This window comes from Anoxybacillus sp. P3H1B (assembly GCF_001560855.1).
Classification (GTDB): Bacteria; Bacillota; Bacilli; order Bacillales; family Anoxybacillaceae; genus Anoxybacteroides; species Anoxybacteroides rupiense.
In genome coordinates this window covers 1-17,190 of the sequence record NZ_LPUG01000029.1, presented here as the reverse complement: position 1 = coordinate 17,190, position 17,190 = coordinate 1, and the positions used below count along the sequence as shown (strand labels likewise).

Sequence of the window (17,190 nt, the reverse complement as noted above, 5' to 3'; positions counted from 1 at the left end):
AAAAGCAATAAAGCGAACAACATGCATGCTGTTCGCTTTATTGCAAGCGTTCTCTCGCGATTAAAAATTCATTCCACATCGCCAAAAATAAATCGATCAGCTTCGGATCAAACTGCTTTCCGCGGCCATCCAATAAAATTTCCTTCACTTTTTCAGGCGGAAACGCATCCTTATAAATTCGTTTCGATAACAAAGCATCAAACACATCCACAATGGCCACAATTCGCCCTTCCAGCGGAATGTCTTCTTCCTTTAAACCGTTTGGGTATCCTTCGCCATTCCACCATTCATGATGCGTACGGGCGATGTTGGCCGCCATTTGAATCACCGGCAAGTCCAAATTGGCCAAAATCTGATGTCCAATTAAAACATGCGTTTTCATTGATTCCCATTCTTCCTTCGTCAACTTGCCGGGTTTATTTAAAATATAGTCGGGGATGCCCACCTTGCCAATATCATGAAATTTCGCAGCAATTTCGATCTGGGAAACAAATTGTTCATCGCAGCCAGCTAAACGAGCGAGCATGCCTGACAGCCTGCCAATCCGATGAACATGGTTCTTCGTATCGTCATCGCGATACTCCGCCAATTGCAGCAGCCGCTCCAGCGTGTCAAACATGACTTTCGATTCTTTTGTCACATCCTGAATCACCAAAAGCGCACGCGAAAGCTCAAAAATTTTGGTTTGCGGCAAAGAGCGGATTTTATAATAACTAGTCCCTTGGTCGTTGCGAAGTGTCACAAGCAGCGGCTCATCTGTCTGCTCCAGAATAGGGCAGCCTGAGCAAGGAACGGTTCGATTGTGCAGCAGCTCGTAGCATCTTCGGCCAATCGGATTTTCTTCATGAATTCCAAGCGTGCGCAAGAGGCGCCGCATTTTATCATCAATCCATGTCAGCCTTCCAAAATCAATCGTGCTAATCTCATAAGCATAAATATCAAGAAAATCAAAATCGCGCAAAAATAAATAGGGACGAATAATTTCACTCATAATCGCCAATGTAAACTTGGAAAATCGTTCAAAGGAATGAATATATTGGACAATATGCCGATCATGCAAATACTCCTTTGTCAGAAATACTTTTTTCAGCGCTTCGCATACCGATTCAGCCGCAATATGGAACAAGCTTTCCGGATATCCCCGTTCAATGATCAGGCGGCTCCAATCCCGAATAATTAGAAAATACGATTCAAGGTCTTCATACACCTTTTCTTGAAAAAATTGCAACAAAAAATTGCGAATATACACTAAATACTTGTCTTTCGCGATAAAGCTGTAATAAGGCTCGCTCCCTAAGCGATAGGTAAAGGCATGATCAAACTGGTCGATAATGCTGTCAATGCAAAAAGAAATATAGCCGCTAAACTGCTCCAAATGCTTCAAATCTGCTTTGGTAAACCCGTTCATTTGCCGTAGCCGCTCCAGCTCCCAGCGCAGCGGATGAGCAGCTTTGTCCACTTCCGAAGCCTTGTATGCTTCAAGCGTCAGCTGCATATCGAATGAAAAAATCGCCTGGATCGTCAGCAAAATCGTTGTCGCTTGTTCTGGAAGCACCTGTGAAATATATTTGTATAAAATATCAGCATAGCGAGTATATGTAGCTAAATACCAAGATAAACTAAGCCCGATTCGCGAATGGACTTGTCCGATCGTGTAGCGTTTCTGAATATAGCTATCATCAATGGTCGCCTCAAAGCATTCGCGCAAATATCGCCTTTGTGTTTCTTTTAATCTCTCAAACGTCGAATGCTGCTGAATCAGCTCGCGCAAAACTTCCACCTTTTTGATATCATCGTACAGCTCATTCACCACCGGTTCGACGAGATCAAACAGGATATTTCGATATTCATATACATATTGCAGCTTTTCCTCCGTCACTCCTGTATAGTATAACTGCTTCATTCTCTCTTTATCTGTCGTTCGTATTCTTTGCATGTTATAAAATCCCCCCGGATTCCAAAAAATCCCCCTATAGATGATTATAATATACTTTTCCTTTAAAAGGTTTTTAATTTATTCTGAATTTTTTCTGCATGCTCATAAATTTGCTTTCTTTCATTCAACAATAGCGACCGTATATCAAAATACATCTCAGGTCTTAGCCGAAAATATAACTCTGGAGCATGATGGAAAAAGAAAAAGAAAGCTAAGATAAAGACAAGAAAGGAGGAGATGAACCATGTTGAGAAAAATCGGGCTGCTGCTAGCTGGAGGAATTGCGGCCATTGTCCTGTTCGCCAACGTAGGACCGCTCGTCGGCTTCGCGCTCAGTCTTGTCATTCTTTATTACACGTTCAAACAATTTTTAAAAGCAAAATCGGCAGGTTCAAAGATTGGCTGGGCGCTGCTTGGCCTGATCGCCTTATCCATCAGTGTGGCGAATGCCCCAGCCATCGCTGCCATTGTCGCAGCATATGTTCTGTATGTTGTTTATAAAAACTGGAACAAGTCTTCGCATACACCGAAAGAAACAGAAGATCCATTTGCGAATTTTGAAAAACAATGGAATGAACTGCAAAAAAATTATTAATCAAGGGAGTGAAGAAATATGAGTTTATTTTCTCGCATAAAAAATGTGATTGCTGCTGATCTCCATGAGCTGCTTGATGAAAAAGAAAAGAAAAATCCGATTGCGATGTTAAATCAATATTTGCGCCAATGCGAACAAGAAACAGAAAAGGTTCGTCAGTTCATTGAACGTCAGTACTTATTAAAAGAAGAATTTTTGCGTGAGTACCATCATGCCAAGCAGTTGGCGGATAAGCGCCAAAAGCAAGCGGAAATCGCTTCTAAAGCCGGGGAAACAGAATTATTTGAATTTGCCGCTCAAGAGCATACACAATATGAAGAGCGAGCTGCGCAGTTAAAGCATTCCTATGAAAACGTGCAGCAACATTTAATGGAGCTTGAAAAAAAATATGAAGAAATGAAGCATAAACTAAAGGATATGCATATTAGACGGATGGAATTAATGGGCCGGGAAAACCTCGCGCATGCCCACTATCGCATCAATCAAGTTCTAGATGCAAATCGCTATTCGAGCAAGTCCGTCCCCGTGTTTTCGGACATTGAATCATACTTAGAGCGCTTGGAGCAGCAAGTCCATTCATCCTATTACCGAAATACGATTGATGCGCGAATCGCACAATTGGAAAAACAGCTTGAAACGGAAAACAACCACTAATGGAATGGCAGCGGGACTCCTTGCAAAAAATAAAGGACAGTCCGGAAAAAAAGTGGTATGCTAAAGGGCGTAGGCAGCTGCGCCTTTTCGCTTTTTTCCATTGTTCCATTTACATCTTTACATGGAAGCGAAGGAGCATGCGGCCGCTTTTCTGCCTAGTACCGGCATAGACGAGCAATCTCTTTCCAGAAACAAAACCGTCTATTTGCGTATCCATTCTTTACTATTTCTTGAGATAAAGGTGGGGAGCCTATGCTTAACCATCGTAAAAAAACCGATTATATAAGCTGGACCATCTTAATTGGTGTGCTCCTTTTAGCCATTGAAATTTCTTTTTTTCATCAAGGGCTTATTTTTTCTCTTCTTGTATCAGGAGCATTTGTATATATAGGAAGAAAAAAGTGGCACAGCATGATTGGAAAAATTTTATTTTGGCTTGGTATCATCCAACTTGTTTTTAATGTGTTTACAATGATGACTGCTCGATTTTTTCTATTGGCCATTTTACTCTATGTTCTAATTCAGTTTTTCCAATCGAAACGCCAGCCGGCTTTGCTGCAGCCTAAAATACAGCCGGCCGATCGAACAGTCCAAACGGAAATTCTTGAGCGAAAGCCTTTATTGCAAAATTTGTTATTTGGCCGTCAAAAGACACCTGAGCAAGCATATGAATGGAACGATGTGAATATCCAAGTAGGACTAGGAGATACCGTGATTGATTTAAGCTATGCGGTGCTTCCAAAAGGCGAAGCAGTGATTTCCATACGCCATTGGATCGGAAATGTCCAAATTTTTGTGCCTTATGAACTCGAAATCAGCATCGTCCACTCCGCGGTTGTTGGTTCCACTCTCATTTTAGATAAGGAAAAGGAGCAAATATTTAACCAAACATTGGTCTGGCAAACAACAGCTTATGAGACAGCAGAGCAAAAGCTTAAAATCATCACCTCGATGATGGTCGGAAATTTAGAGGTGAAGCGGATATGAACATGATGCTGCGGCAGTTTGCACTTTTTATTTTAGTGGCGCTTGTTGTTTTGTTTCTTCTGCTTTTCTCTTGTTTCACGTTGTTTCCATTAGGAGACTGGTCCATATTATGGAAAACCAAAATCATGAATTTGCCATTTATCGTTTTTGCACCTACTGTTGTCATTTTGATCGGAGCTGCCTTCGGAATTGTTTCTAACCTATGGTGGCGACAGCAGCTGCAAACGATCGCCAACGCCCTTCAACAAATCGAACAAGGCTCATTGATGCAATTGGAAGTCAAGCAGCCAACGGAAGATTTTCAGGAAATTTGGGAACGCCTCAAAAAAATTCATCATCAATGGATCGAACAAACCAAACGCTCACAAAAAATGGCGACAGCAAAAGCTGAACAGCAAGAGCGGCTTATTCAAGATATTATTTCCCAAGAAAGAAATCGGCTTGCGCGCGAGCTGCACGATTCCGTCAGCCAGCAGCTCTTTGCCGCTTCGATGATGATGTCGGCGATTATGGAAGAAAAAGAGCGGTCCGATAACCATGAAACCAAGCAGCTGAAACTGATCGAGCAAATGATTCACCAATCGCAATTGGAAATGAGAGCGCTGCTGCTTCATTTGCGTCCTGTCCAACTTAAGGGCAAATCACTGCAAGAAGGAATGGAGGAGCTTTTGCTGGAATTATCGCAAAAAACGCCGATGCAGATCAAATGGAAAATAGAAGATGCACCTTTAGATAAAGGAGTAGAAGACCATTTATTTCGTATTTTGCAGGAATCTGTTTCCAATACGCTTCGCCACGCGAAAGCTTCGACTCTGGAGGTGCTGTTAATTCAGCGGGATCATTTTGCTATTTTGCGTGTGGTTGATGACGGAATTGGATTTGATGTCCATGCAAATCATTCTAAAAGCGGTTCATACGGCTTGCAAAACATGTATGAACGAGCGGCTGAAATCGGCGGAACGCTCAAAATTATCAGCTTAAAAAATAAAGGGACAAGACTTGAAGTAAAAGTACCGATAGTGGCACAGGAGGATCAACGCCATGATTAGAGTGTTATTGATTGACGACCATGAAATGGTGCGAATCGGAGTTTCTGCTTATTTATCATCTCAACCTGACATGACGGTAGTCGGCGAAGCAGAAAACGGAAAAAAAGGAGTGGAACTAGCGCTTCAGCTTCGCCCGGATGTCGTTTTAATGGACTTGGTGATGCAGCCAATGGATGGGATTGAAGCGACAAAAGAAATCATGTCCGCATGGCCGGAGGCAAAAATTATTATCGTCACTAGCTTTCTAGATGACGATAAGGTCTATCCGGCGCTAGAAGCGGGAGCGGCAAGCTATATGCTGAAAACCTCGAAAGCGAGCGAAATTGCCAATGCCATCCGCTCTACTTTCCACGGCCAGTCGGTATTGGAGCCGGAGGTAGCCGGAAAAATGATGAAGAAAATGCGGCAAAAAGAAACGCTGCTGCCTCACGAAGAGCTGACGAACCGCGAAATGGAGATCCTTTTATTGATCGCCCAAGGCAAGTCTAACCAAGAAATCGCCGAAGAGCTATTTATTTCATTGAAAACCGTCAAAGTCCACGTCAGCAGCATTCTCGCCAAACTGGGAGTACAAGATCGGACACAAGCGGTTATCTATGCTTTTAAACATTCACTCGTCAAATAAACGACATGGCACTTTACAGCCTTTAAACCAACTGAACAATCCGGCCTATCCGGCGCACTTTTTGCCACGATACGGGAAAATAGAATAAAAATGCTTACATTCGCTTGTTTTGCTGGGAATGTTAAAGCAAATGCCAATGTGAAGTGCGAAACACATTTCGTGTGCTATTTCTGTCGCCGATCGCGATCAAACGCCGTAAGCCATGTTCGCGCCATCAACATATTGCCAAGCGAATTCATATGAACTCCATCTGTCGTCAGCCGATAGCGAGATGATGGACGTGCTTGCAAATAAGCAAGAAATGCTTGATGAGTAGGCACAAGCGTTCCATGAAACGTATGCGCTACTTTACGCACAATGTTCACATAAGGCTTCAGCTTTCGATTGCCTTCTGAATGAATCGCCTCGCCAATAATCGTCGGTTCCATCAAGATCAGATGCGCATAGGTTTTGGCTTTCGTTTGCCAAGCTAACTCCATATAGATTTCCTCAAATTGCTTAGGATACACCTGTTCCTTCTCGGGATGATCGAGCTGGCGCCACACATCGTTGATACCGATGGAAATCGAAACAAAAGATGGTTGCAATGCAATGACATCTCTCTCCCAACGCGCCAATAGATCAGGAATGCGGTTGCCGCTCACTCCCCGATTGACAACGGCTAACGGCTGCTGCGGGTCATCTGTCAGCAAATAATCGCGAATCAGTCGGACATACCCGTAACCCATTTGCTCGGGATCTTTCCTTCTGCCCGCTTCTGTTATACTGTCGCCGATAAAAACAATGCTTCCTTTCTCGTTCATTGTTCTCGCCCCTCCTTGGCTCCTCCAAACATCATGACATATCTTCTCAATGGATCGATATCGATTGTATGAACCTCCCCCCGTTTAGAGGGGGAGCTTCTTGGTGGATGTGTTAAAAATCAAAGTTATCCGGATCTGGACCTACGCGGCGATTTTGATTTAAGCGATCGATTTGTTCCACCTCTTCTTTTGTCAGAGCAAAATCAAATATAGAGGCATTTTCCATCATCCGCTGCTCTTTAGTTGTTTTTGGAATGGTTACCACTCCTTTTTGCAAATCCCAGCGCAAAATAATTTGCGCAACCGTCTTATTATGATGCTTCGCGATCTCTTGTAAAACAGGATGATTAAGCAATTGTCCTTGCATTAATGGCGACCACGCTTCTAATTGAATACTGTGCTCTTCGCAAAAAGCCTGAAGCTTTTGTTGTGTTAGACGCGGATGGTACTCTACTTGGTTCACCATCGGCTTGATTTCTGCTTCCTTCATCAGCTCCTCAAGATGATGAATATGAAAATTGCTCACACCGATAGCCCGTACTTTTCCTGCCTTGTAAAGCGTCTCTAATGCTTTCCATGCTTCTTTATATTTTTCTGCTACAGGCCAATGAATCAAGTATAAATCTAGATACTCTAAACCTAATTTATTCAGGCTCGCTTCGTACGCTGCTAGCGTCGCGTCATATCCTAAATCCGTGTTCCACACTTTTGACGTCACAAATAATTCTTCACGTAAAGCTCCGGTCTCTTGCAATGCTTCGCGAATCCCCTGGCCTACTCCTTGTTCATTTTCATAAATCGCCGCGGTATCAATACTGCGATAGCCGTGGCGAATGGCTGCTTTAACAGCCTGAACAAGCTCCGGCCCATCTTCCACCTTAAATACTCCAAGCCCAAGCCATGGCATTTGGACCCCATTCGCTAAAATCGTTGTGTCGGCTAAATGTTTGGCCGTCATTCAACTCATCTCCTTTATTTCTTTTGATTGGTCTTGTATTACACTACTTATCGCATAAGGCATTCGCGATGATCCATCATCTCGTTTTCCGCTCTGTGCATCTTTTGATCTTTCTTCTCAAGTGCCAAGCTCCAGCTTGTTAAAAGGACCGCTCCTAGCACCATCAATCCACCGACCCAAGCGGTATGAATCAGCCCCATTGATTCGGTGACAATGCCGCCTAGGTAGGAACCAATCGCAATTCCCGCGTTAAATGCGGCAATGTTAATCGCTGAAGCAACATCGACTGCGCTCGGCACAAAACACTCGGCAAGCATCACTACATATACTTGCAATCCTGACACGCTCATAAAACCAAGCAGTCCCATTAAGATGATCGTCATAAGCCCAACCACCTTAAATGGAGATGTAAAGGTTAAAATAAAAAGCACAATAGCTTGCACAATGAACATATAAAATAAAGCGCTAATCGGATTTTGATTAGATAGCTTTCCTCCCGCTACATTACCGATCGCAATCGCTACCCCATAAACAAGCAAAATCACCGTAACCGTTTTTTCACTAAATCCCGTGACGTTCTGCAAAAGCGGAGATAAGTACGTAAAAGCAACAAAAGTGCCTCCGTATCCTAAAGCTGTAATAATGAACAGCAGCAACAAACGTCCATTAGTGATTAACCGAAACTGATCACGAAACGTAGTGCGGGCACCTTTTCGCAAATTCGCTGGAACGAGAATGCTGTTGGCAATGAACGCAATAACCCCTACAGCAACAATAAAAAGAAAGGCAAACCTCCAGCCAAATTGCTGTCCAATAAATGTACCGAACGGCACTCCAGTGATCGTAGCGACCGTCAGACCGGAAAACATAATGGAAATCGCGCTAGCCCGTCGGTGTTCCGCTACTAAACTTGCGGCGATGGTTGACCCGATCGACATAAATACACCGTGTGAAAACGCAGAAAGCACACGAGCTACAAGTAAAACCGTTATACTATCGGCACGAGCTGCAATGCTGTTACCGATGATAAAGACAACCATAATCGAAAGCAACAAAGCTTTGCGTGACATACTGGACGTTAAAGATGTAAGAATAGGAGCGCCGAAAGTAACCCCTAAAGCGTACAAGGAAACCGTCAGCCCGGCGACTGAAACGGAAACGTGCAAGTCGCGCGAAATGAGCGGCAGTAACCCTACACTGATAAATTCTGTCGTCCCGATCGCAAAGGCACTTACAGCTAATGCGATCAATGCTAATGTATTTCGTTTACTTTCGTTCATCGCCTTTCCTCCCCATTGCTTGGTTGTAAAAAATATAGCAAAAGCCAGCTGGCAAATGTTATTATGGAGCATATAAGCTATAAAAAAAAGTACGTACTTTAAAGTACTATAGATACTTTAAAGTGCTATAGATACTTTTTAGTAACTATTGAAGAGGAGGAAAAACATGCAAAAAAAGAAATATAATATTCCCGTCGAAGCGACACTAGAAGTAATAGGTGGAAAATGGAAATGCGTTATTCTTTGCCACCTGACACACGGCAAAAAACGCACCTGTGAATTGAAACGTTTGATGCCAGGAATCACGCAAAAAATGCTAACGCAGCAATTGAGAGAGTTAGAAGAAGATGGGATTATCAATCGCATTGTTTATAATCAAGTCCCCCCGAAAGTGGAATACGAACTAAGTGAATACGGGTGGAGCTTAAAAGAAATTTTAGATTCTTTATGCGGATGGGGAGAAAAGCATATTGTCAAAGTATACGGAGATAAATTTTCCGTTTTAGAAGAAAGTGTTTTAAATGAAAAATTAAAATAACGTTGTTAATTTGGGAAACTAAAAACGTCGAAGCCCCAGTAAACGGGACTTCGACGTTGTTTTTATTCAGCCTTAAACATGATATCCTCTTTGCGGGCCACTCCTGTACGATAAGCAGCTTTAATAACCGCCTCTCTCACTTTCTCAGCCACTTTGCTGTTAAATACACTTGGAATGATATACGTTTCATTTAGCTCTTCTTCTGTCACAACAGAGGCAATGGCTTCAGCTGCCGCCAGCTTCATCTCTTCGTTAATTTCAATCGCTCGGCAATCAAGAGCGCCTCGGAAAATCCCCGGGAAGCAAAGCACGTTGTTGATTTGATTCGGATAATCGGATCTGCCTGTAGCCATAACCCGTACATACGGCTCTGCCAGCTCCGGATCAATTTCCGGAATAGGATTAGCCATCGCAAACACAATCGGATCTTGCGCCATTTTTTGCACATCTTCGATTTGTAAAATTCCCGGAGCAGATACCCCGATAAACACATCCGCCCCCTCAATCACATCTGAAAGCGTGCCGCTGACATTTTCCGGATTCGTTAGCTGTGCATATTCATTCCAATAAGGGTTGTCATATTCCACCCCGCGGTGAATAGCACCATGACGATCAACACCGATAATATTTTTGACGCCGGCCGCTAGTAAAATTTTCGTGCAGGCGATGCCGGCCGCGCCAATTCCGGTTAAGACCACTTTAATATTTTGCAGCTTTTTATCTACAATTTTCAGCGCATTTAAAAGACCGGCAAGCAATACGACGGCCGTTCCATGCTGGTCATCATGGAATACTGGAATATCCAGCTCTTGCTTTAATCGTTCTTCAATTTCAAAGCAACGAGGAGCAGAAATATCTTCAAGATTAATGCCGCCAAATGCCGGGGCAATGGCTTTAACAATTTGAATAATCTCCTCGGTATCTTTTGTATCTAAGCAAATCGGAAAAGCATCGACATCAGCTAACTGCTTAAACAGCATCGCTTTTCCTTCCATGACAGGCATCGCTGCATACGGTCCGATATCCCCTAGCCCCAACACAGCTGTCCCATCAGAGACAACCGCCACTGTATTGCGTTTAATGGTTAGCGAGTAGGCTTTGCTTGGATCATCGGCAATCGCACTGCACACGCGAGCCACTCCTGGCGTATAAACACGCGATAGATCATCGCGAGTTTTAATCGGAATTTTGGATTTCGTTTCAATTTTCCCGCCAATATGCATCAGGAACGTGCGATCCGATACATTGATGAGTTTGACTCCATGCGTTTTTCTCAATGTGTCTGTCACTAAGTCGGCGTGCTTAGTATCAAACACACTGACCGTAATATCGCGCACCGTATGCGTTTTCGTCGAGGAAATGACATCGATTCCAACAATGTCTCCACCCGCTTGTCCTATTGCCGTCGCAATGTCACCAAAAGAGACCAAATTTTTTGCAAACTGAATACGGATTGTAATATGCATGCTTGCACCACTTGGTATTGCCATATGTATCTGCCTTTCTGTTTTTATTTTTTAATCATTTTTTTGCCCTGCAATTCCAGGACGAGTCATCGCATAAGGATCCAGTATTTCGTTTAACTGCTGTTCTGTTAATAAATGATAGGATAAGCATAGCTCACGGACAGATTTGCCTGTAAGATAAGCTTCACGCGCAATGTGCGAGGCTGTTTCATACCCAACATAAGGGTTTATAGCCGTAATGATTCCCACACTTTTTTCTACTTTCGTTTTTAAATTCGCTTCATTTGCTTCAATTCCTGCTAAACAATAGTCAGTAAATACACGAAATGTATTATCCATAATATGAATGGATTGCAGCAAATTAAAAACGAGTACGGGCTCCATCACATTTAATTCTAGCTGTCCCGCTTCAGATGCCAAGCAAATGGTGTGATCGTTCCCAATCACTTGAAAAGCTACTTGATTGATCACTTCTGCCATGACCGGATTGACTTTGCCAGGCATGATGGAGGAACCAGGCTGGCGGGCCGGCAATGTAATTTCATTAAAGCCCGTTCTTGGACCAGATGCCATGAGACGCAGATCATTCGCAATTTTTGACATATTAATCATGCACACTTTTAGCGCCGATGACACCTCGGTATAAGCATCTGTATTTTGCGTTCCGTCAACGAGATGCTCAACACGTACTAGCGGAAGCTCGCTAATCGTTGCTAAATGCCTAATCACGCGATCAATGTAACGCGGATTAGCATTTAATCCGGTTCCTACTGCCGTTGCCCCCATATTGATTTCATATAAATGCTGACGCGATTGCTGTATTCTTTTTATATCCCGCTCCAACACACGGCTATAGGCTTCAAATTCTTGGCCAAGGCGAATGGGAACAGCGTCTTGCAAATGCGTCCGCCCCATTTTAATCACACGATCAAACTGCCGCGCCTTCTCAACAAATACAGCGTGCATGTTCTCCATCGTCGTCAGCAGCTTTTCCAGCATCTTTAACACGGCAATATGAATGGCGGTCGGAAAAGCATCGTTCGTCGACTGGGACATATTGACATGATTATTCGGGCTGATGACTTGATAGTTTCCTTTCCGTTCGCCGAGCAATTCAAGCGCCCGATTGGCGATGACTTCATTCGCGTTCATATTAATCGATGTTCCGGCCCCGCCTTGAATCGGATCCACGATAAATTGGTCATGCCACTTTCCATCGATAATTTCTTGCGCGGCTTCGGCAATCGCTTGGCCTATCCGTGGACTGAGCTGTCCGATTTCCATATTCGCTTGTGCCGCCGCCATTTTCACGATCGCTATTGCTTCAATTAAGGACGGATGAATTCGATATCCGGTAATCGGAAAATTTTCTACCGCGCGCATCGTTTGAATGCCATAGTATGCATGCTCTGGAATTTCCTTTTCTCCAAGAAAGTCTTTTTCCATTCGCACTGCTTTTGTTTTAATCATTTTATAAATCCCAGCTTTCATCAAATTTTGGCGTAATGTCTCTCGCAATCGGAGTTTCCATTATTTTTTTGATTTCAAGCAGATGATTGGTTTTGCCTAATACCCACATTAGCTTTGGCACAATAGCCTCTGTATTCATATCTCCAGATAGAATGACGGTGTTTTGCGCCACTTTGCGTCCCACCTCATACAACGTCAAATCTTCTCCCTCTTCTAAACATTGCGTGGTAATGACAACGGCCATGCCGTCATCAATGAGCTCCTTAATTTTGGGAAGCAAGTTCCTTTCCTGAAACGGCACCCCACCATTTCCAAAGCTTTCGATAATCACTCCTCGATACAGCGGTTTAATATAATCAAAGATTTCTGGCTTCGTACCAGGATGTAGCTTTAAGAGAAACACATCCGGACAAAGCGACGGCTCAAATATTAGTTCTCCAACTGCTTCCGAGCGAAGCTCATATTGATAATCGACTTGATCATGATGGATATAAGCGATATACGGATGATTAATACTTTCAAAAGCATCGTAGCTTTTTGTTCGCATTTTGACCGCTCTTGTGCCAAGAATCACTCTTCCATCAAACACGATAAATACGCCGCCAACTTCTTCACAAGCAAACCGAACGGCATCGGATAAATTTTTTTTCGCATCCGTTCGCTCAAAGCTAATCGGAACTTGGGAACCAGTAAGAACAACAGGTTTGTCCAAATTTTGCAGCATATAAGATAAAGCCGAAGCTGTATAAGCCATCGTATCTGTTCCATGCGTAATAACAAACCCGTCATAGCGATGATAGTTTTCATAAATGGCTTCGGCGATTTTTACCCAATACTCTGGCTGCATATTTGTGCTGTCGATGTTCATCAGTATTTGGCTGTCCAAGCGATAATTAGGGCTATGTTTTGGCACATACCCTGTAAGTTCTTCAGCTGTTAATGCCGGTGAGAGTCCTTCTTCTCCTTTTACGGAGGCAATTGTGCCGCCTGTCGCGATTAAAAGAATCTTTTTCATCATTGACACCTCTATGAAAAGCGATAATCGAACGAAAAGGTGATTTTCTATTGAATAACCTGTTGTGTTTTATGGGTCATTTAGTGTACATTATAATTAAGTTGTTCGCGAATCGCGAATATACGATTCCATTATATTCATTCCCTATGAAAATAACAAGAGTTTTTATTCGTTTCGCGAACTTTTTATAGTGGGAGAAAAAGAGGGAGGGGGCAGGACGATGATATCAAAACGGCTATCAGAATTAAGAAAAAAGAAAAAATGGCCTTTGCAATATATTGCCGATCAATTAAATATCGCTAAAAGCACCTATGCTGGCTATGAATCCGGCTACCGCCAGCCTTCATTAGAAGCAGTTAAAGAATTGGCTCAATTATTTGAAACATCTACCGACTATTTGCTTGGAGCCGCGGATAGCCCTGAAAAGCCCGATTTCCATACCATCGAGTTAACGGAAACAGCCATGTTGGCCCATATTTGCTTTACCATTGATGGAAAGCCTTTAACAGCGGATGACCTTAACCAAATGATTGCCTTTATTCGTGTCAAAAGAGAAATGGACAGCACTCAAACCCATCATCAATGAACCTTCCCACCTACACTCCGTTACGAGGTGGGAGACTTCTCGATGGATGATGTTAAATACGGAATGTTTCCGACTGATCTGCGCCAGAAAAATCCCGGTAAATTGAACAAAAAGGCAAGTCCGTCTCCATAGACTTGCCTCTGATCGCCGACGTTCCAGAAATTATTTGTACAATCTATTTTGAAAATGCTTTGCTCCCCCTATGCGTTTTTCGTCATGGAAGTCTATATCAAACTAGCGGCCAAACATGTTCTGCGCTTTATTTATAATTTTTGCTGGCAAACGGGTGCCTTATTCCGTCTTTAGCAGCTTATGAACCATACAATCGAGCATGCTTACTTTAGGAATTCCTTTAACGCTTGCCTATTTTTCGCAAGATCCATTTCTAGCACGGCCCCTGCTTGAGGATAGGTGGCATCTCGAAATGATCCATCAATAGGAATTCGAAAGAAGCTAATATCCTTCTGGTCGCTTCCGGGAAATGTAGCTAATAGGGGCAGTACTTCTTTATACCCTACGTTCGTTAATATATATGGCCGGATGGTACCGACTACACTCGGCAGCTTCGCGATCCCCCGCACACTGATAAATTCGTCCATCACACGCTTCACTACCTCTTGCTGTCTCCGTACTCTGCCAAAGTCGCTTTCAGCATCTTTTCTGAATCTCACATACCCAAGCAATTCGTTTCCATGAAGTCTTTGAACACCTGGATGCAGCGTGACACCTATTCCTTTCGACATCTCTTTTTCAACATTGATTTCAATTCCTTCAGGAAAAGCTACATCAATTGCTTTAGTGAATCCTTTAAAATCTACTAAAGCAAAATAGGCAATATCTACATCAAAATTTTCTTTAATCGTCTTCCGTAATAATTCAGGACCTCCATAAGCATAGGCGGCATTGATTTTATTTTTCCCATACCCCGGTATATCCACATAGGAATCCCGCATAATGGAGGCGATTTTCGCTTGCTTGGTCTTTCGATTATACTGAGCAATCATAATCGTATCCGCTCGCGCTTTCTCGTTTCCTCTCGCATCAACGCCAAGCAGTAAAACGTTCATACGCTCCTTATCCTTTACGCCTTGAAATTCTACCTTTTCATGCGGCAAAAAAGAGTCATTTTGCGAGTTTTTCAAGCCTTTACGGTATTCGACGACCGCATATAACAATGCCGTCAAAATGAGCACGATCAAAATAAGCAGGATCACGAACCACTTTTTTCTTTTTCGTTTTTTTATTTTTCGATCCCTTCTGCTACTTTCCATCATGGAACACGACCTCACTATGTAAGTTTTTAACTAAAACCTTCGAATTAGCTCTCCATGCCAACAACCATCCAATATTGACAGCATTTATTCATACTTCATCTATTAAGAACAAATTACCAAACGATGATGAAAAAAACAATTAAAATTTGCCAAACTATATTTACCCTATTGATAAATACAGCTTCATGCGTCAATATCTGCTCCTTCAAATGAACAAACGACAGCATACGATCGAACACGCCGCTTTATAGAACCATAAGAGGAGTTTGAAAACATTTTCGCCACTTTGTCTATTTGGTAAAGACCCGTATTTTCATTTTTCTTGTAAGTTTCCACGTACAATAGGCATTGCTCATTTTCTCTAAAATGACGTGCTACAACTTGATAGCCCTTCCTTCTTAATTATAAGGAATCGTTCTATATAAGCCTATATTGTCAGCCAAAGATCTCCTCATGCTTGTGAATCTTCTATTGTCTCTGTGATAATAGATGAGTAATATTTTTTCTTTGCTGGCAATAAGGCGAGTGCGCATAAAATCGAAGTAACGAGTAGCATCAAGAATGCGCCGATCATGACGACAGACTGAATAGAGGCAAGCTGCGCCATCATTCCAAAAACAGCAGTTGTGATGACGAGGAATATCGCTTCAATGAATCCATATATGCTTCCCACTCTTCCCATTACGGAAACAGGTATGTTATTTTGATAAAAGGTATAAAATCCGGTATTGGCAAAGGATAAAGAGACGGAAAGAATAAAGAACCCCAAAGCAGCGATAGAAAAAGAGCTTGAACAAGCATAGATCATATAGCCAATCGCTACATGGAAGGCACCAAAGCCGATTAACCAAGACGTCGCTAATTTTCGCGAAAATATGGCATTCACAATCGCTCCCAACGCAACACCTCCTCCAGCTACACTCACTAAAAAGCCATACTCACTTTCTGATAAAGCAAGCACTTCTTTCGCAAAGGCAGCTTCCAATGAATCAACGGCTGTCGCGATTACCATCATGCAGCTAAATAAAAAATAAATAAGCGTGATATAAACGTAACGATAACTAAAATTCATCACCAGCTTCCAATCGTTTTTCAGCAGCTGGAAAGAGCCTTTGTGATCGGCTGGATGACTTACCAGCTGTGTTTCAACATTCGGAAGCAACAAGGTGATCGCCCCTGAGAAGAGTAGAGCCAATGAATTAATATAAAGGGCCAATACAGGCGTTCCGACTAAAAATAGGGCACCTGCAACCGCTGGCCCGATCAGAAAACCGCCGGAGTCCATTAAACTTCGCAATGAATTAAAGCGCTGCCTTTGCTCCGGAGGAGTTAGCTGGGTGATATAAGTCATCGATACCGGTCCAAATACCGCACTTGCTATACAGATGAAAAAAACAATAAAATAAATAGCCCCAATCGAAGAACAAAAAGGCAGGATGGCAATTAGTACAGCCCTTATCACATCTAGCATGATCATAAGATTCCGTTTATTGAATCGATCTATCACACTCCCGGACCAAGCGTTCGTAAGTAAGGCCGCTAAAGGCTTGAGCATATACAGGATAGATACCGCAAAAGGGGAATCAGTCATATTGAGAACCAATAAATTCAAGGAAATTAAATAAATCCAATCGCCCACATTGGAAATTCCGATTCGAAGCAAAAGTAAAAGATGATATTGCCAAGACTCGAATGGATTTTTACCTCTCACTTCCAAGCTCCTCCTTTTATCCAATAAGCTAAATAAAAAATTCGCCCCAAGACACTAGGTCTTGGGGACGAATTTTCATTCGCGATGCCAACCCATTTTATTAATATGTCACCATAGTGACATACTCCCCCCACCTACGCTTCGCTTAGAGGTGGGGGCTTCTCGGGTAATCCCATCTCATGATGAGAAGTTGACCGAGCGATCCCCGTGTGCCCCACGGTTCGAGGACAAGTTAGACTATCG

At 42.8% G+C, this 17,190-nt stretch carries 16 protein-coding genes; 7 read left to right on the top strand and 9 right to left on the bottom strand.

Features of this window, described 5'->3' with window-relative positions; translation table 11 throughout:
- Window positions 1-37: 37 nt before the first annotated feature.
- Complete coding sequence (locus AT864_RS16500; RefSeq protein WP_066150892.1) at window positions 38-1,936, bottom strand: protoglobin domain-containing protein; 1,899 nt, start codon at window positions 1,934-1,936, stop codon at window positions 38-40.
- A 244-nt stretch (window positions 1,937-2,180) separates the two neighbouring features.
- On the opposite strand from AT864_RS16500, the gene AT864_RS16495 reads away from it, so the two are divergent.
- The 5 genes from AT864_RS16495 to AT864_RS16475 all read left to right on the top strand — a co-directional run bounded on the left by AT864_RS16495 (window position 2,181) and on the right by AT864_RS16475 (window position 5,846).
- The gene (locus AT864_RS16495; protein ID WP_044742115.1) at window positions 2,181-2,531 is read left to right on the top strand and encodes a hypothetical protein; all 351 of its coding nucleotides are present in this window, start codon (window positions 2,181-2,183) and stop codon (window positions 2,529-2,531) included.
- Between the two features lie 18 nt (window positions 2,532-2,549).
- Window positions 2,550-3,185, top strand: coding sequence for a PspA/IM30 family protein (locus AT864_RS16490; protein WP_044742114.1), 636 nt, complete (start codon window positions 2,550-2,552; stop codon window positions 3,183-3,185).
- 252 nt (window positions 3,186-3,437) lie between these two features.
- Complete coding sequence (gene liaF / locus AT864_RS16485) at window positions 3,438-4,172, top strand: cell wall-active antibiotics response protein LiaF (RefSeq protein WP_066150889.1); 735 nt, start codon at window positions 3,438-3,440, stop codon at window positions 4,170-4,172.
- On the top strand, window positions 4,169-5,221 hold the full coding sequence (locus tag AT864_RS16480; protein WP_156450559.1) for a sensor histidine kinase: 1,053 nt from the start codon (window positions 4,169-4,171) through the stop codon (window positions 5,219-5,221). The genes liaF and AT864_RS16480 overlap by 4 nt, the downstream gene beginning before the upstream one ends.
- Window positions 5,214-5,846 (top strand): response regulator transcription factor, encoded by a 633-nt coding sequence (locus AT864_RS16475; protein ID WP_044742112.1) that lies wholly within the window; start codon window positions 5,214-5,216, stop codon window positions 5,844-5,846. Before AT864_RS16480 ends, AT864_RS16475 begins: the two co-directional genes overlap by 8 nt.
- A gap of 164 nt (window positions 5,847-6,010) precedes the next feature.
- Here AT864_RS16475 and AT864_RS16470 read toward each other — a convergent pair whose 3' ends face one another.
- The 3 genes from AT864_RS16470 to AT864_RS16460 form a co-directional block, all read right to left on the bottom strand.
- Window positions 6,011-6,649, bottom strand: a complete 639-nt coding sequence (locus AT864_RS16470; protein WP_044742111.1) for an SGNH/GDSL hydrolase family protein — start codon at window positions 6,647-6,649, stop codon at window positions 6,011-6,013.
- 112 nt (window positions 6,650-6,761) lie between these two features.
- Window positions 6,762-7,607 carry an aldo/keto reductase gene (locus AT864_RS16465; RefSeq protein WP_066150885.1) on the bottom strand — a complete coding sequence of 282 codons (846 nt, stop codon included), beginning with the start codon at window positions 7,605-7,607 and terminating at the stop codon, window positions 6,762-6,764.
- Window positions 7,608-7,654: 47 nt separating this feature from the next.
- Window positions 7,655-8,887 (bottom strand): MFS transporter, encoded by a 1,233-nt coding sequence (locus AT864_RS16460; RefSeq protein WP_066150882.1) that lies wholly within the window; start codon window positions 8,885-8,887, stop codon window positions 7,655-7,657.
- Window positions 8,888-9,053: 166 nt separating this feature from the next.
- Between AT864_RS16460 and AT864_RS16455 the strand changes: the two genes are divergently transcribed.
- Window positions 9,054-9,425: a helix-turn-helix domain-containing protein gene (locus AT864_RS16455; RefSeq protein ID WP_044742108.1), complete on the top strand. Its 372-nt coding sequence runs from the start codon at window positions 9,054-9,056 to the stop codon at window positions 9,423-9,425.
- 62 nt (window positions 9,426-9,487) lie between these two features.
- On the opposite strand, the gene AT864_RS16450 is transcribed toward AT864_RS16455, so the two are convergent.
- The 3 genes from AT864_RS16450 to AT864_RS16440 are packed head-to-tail and all read right to left on the bottom strand — an operon-like array spanning window position 9,488 to window position 13,376.
- Window positions 9,488-10,915, bottom strand: coding sequence for an NAD-dependent malic enzyme (locus AT864_RS16450; protein WP_066150879.1), 1,428 nt, complete (start codon window positions 10,913-10,915; stop codon window positions 9,488-9,490).
- A 27-nt stretch (window positions 10,916-10,942) separates the two neighbouring features.
- Window positions 10,943-12,361 carry an aspartate ammonia-lyase gene (aspA, locus tag AT864_RS16445; protein WP_066150925.1) on the bottom strand — a complete coding sequence of 473 codons (1,419 nt, stop codon included), beginning with the start codon at window positions 12,359-12,361 and terminating at the stop codon, window positions 10,943-10,945.
- Window position 12,362: 1 nt separating this feature from the next.
- Window positions 12,363-13,376, bottom strand: coding sequence for an asparaginase (locus AT864_RS16440; RefSeq protein ID WP_066150876.1), 1,014 nt, complete (start codon window positions 13,374-13,376; stop codon window positions 12,363-12,365).
- 220 nt (window positions 13,377-13,596) lie between these two features.
- Between AT864_RS16440 and AT864_RS16435 the strand changes: the two genes are divergently transcribed.
- Window positions 13,597-13,962: a helix-turn-helix domain-containing protein gene (locus tag AT864_RS16435; protein ID WP_066150873.1), complete on the top strand. Its 366-nt coding sequence runs from the start codon at window positions 13,597-13,599 to the stop codon at window positions 13,960-13,962.
- Window positions 13,963-14,297: 335 nt separating this feature from the next.
- On the opposite strand, the gene AT864_RS16430 is transcribed toward AT864_RS16435, so the two are convergent.
- Both AT864_RS16430 and AT864_RS16425 read right to left on the bottom strand, forming a co-directional pair.
- The gene (locus AT864_RS16430) at window positions 14,298-15,233 is read right to left on the bottom strand and encodes an LCP family protein (RefSeq protein WP_044742122.1); all 936 of its coding nucleotides are present in this window, start codon (window positions 15,231-15,233) and stop codon (window positions 14,298-14,300) included.
- Between the two features lie 454 nt (window positions 15,234-15,687).
- Window positions 15,688-16,947, bottom strand: coding sequence for an MFS transporter (locus tag AT864_RS16425; RefSeq protein ID WP_082741723.1), 1,260 nt, complete (start codon window positions 16,945-16,947; stop codon window positions 15,688-15,690).
- Window positions 16,948-17,190: the final 243 nt, after the last annotated feature.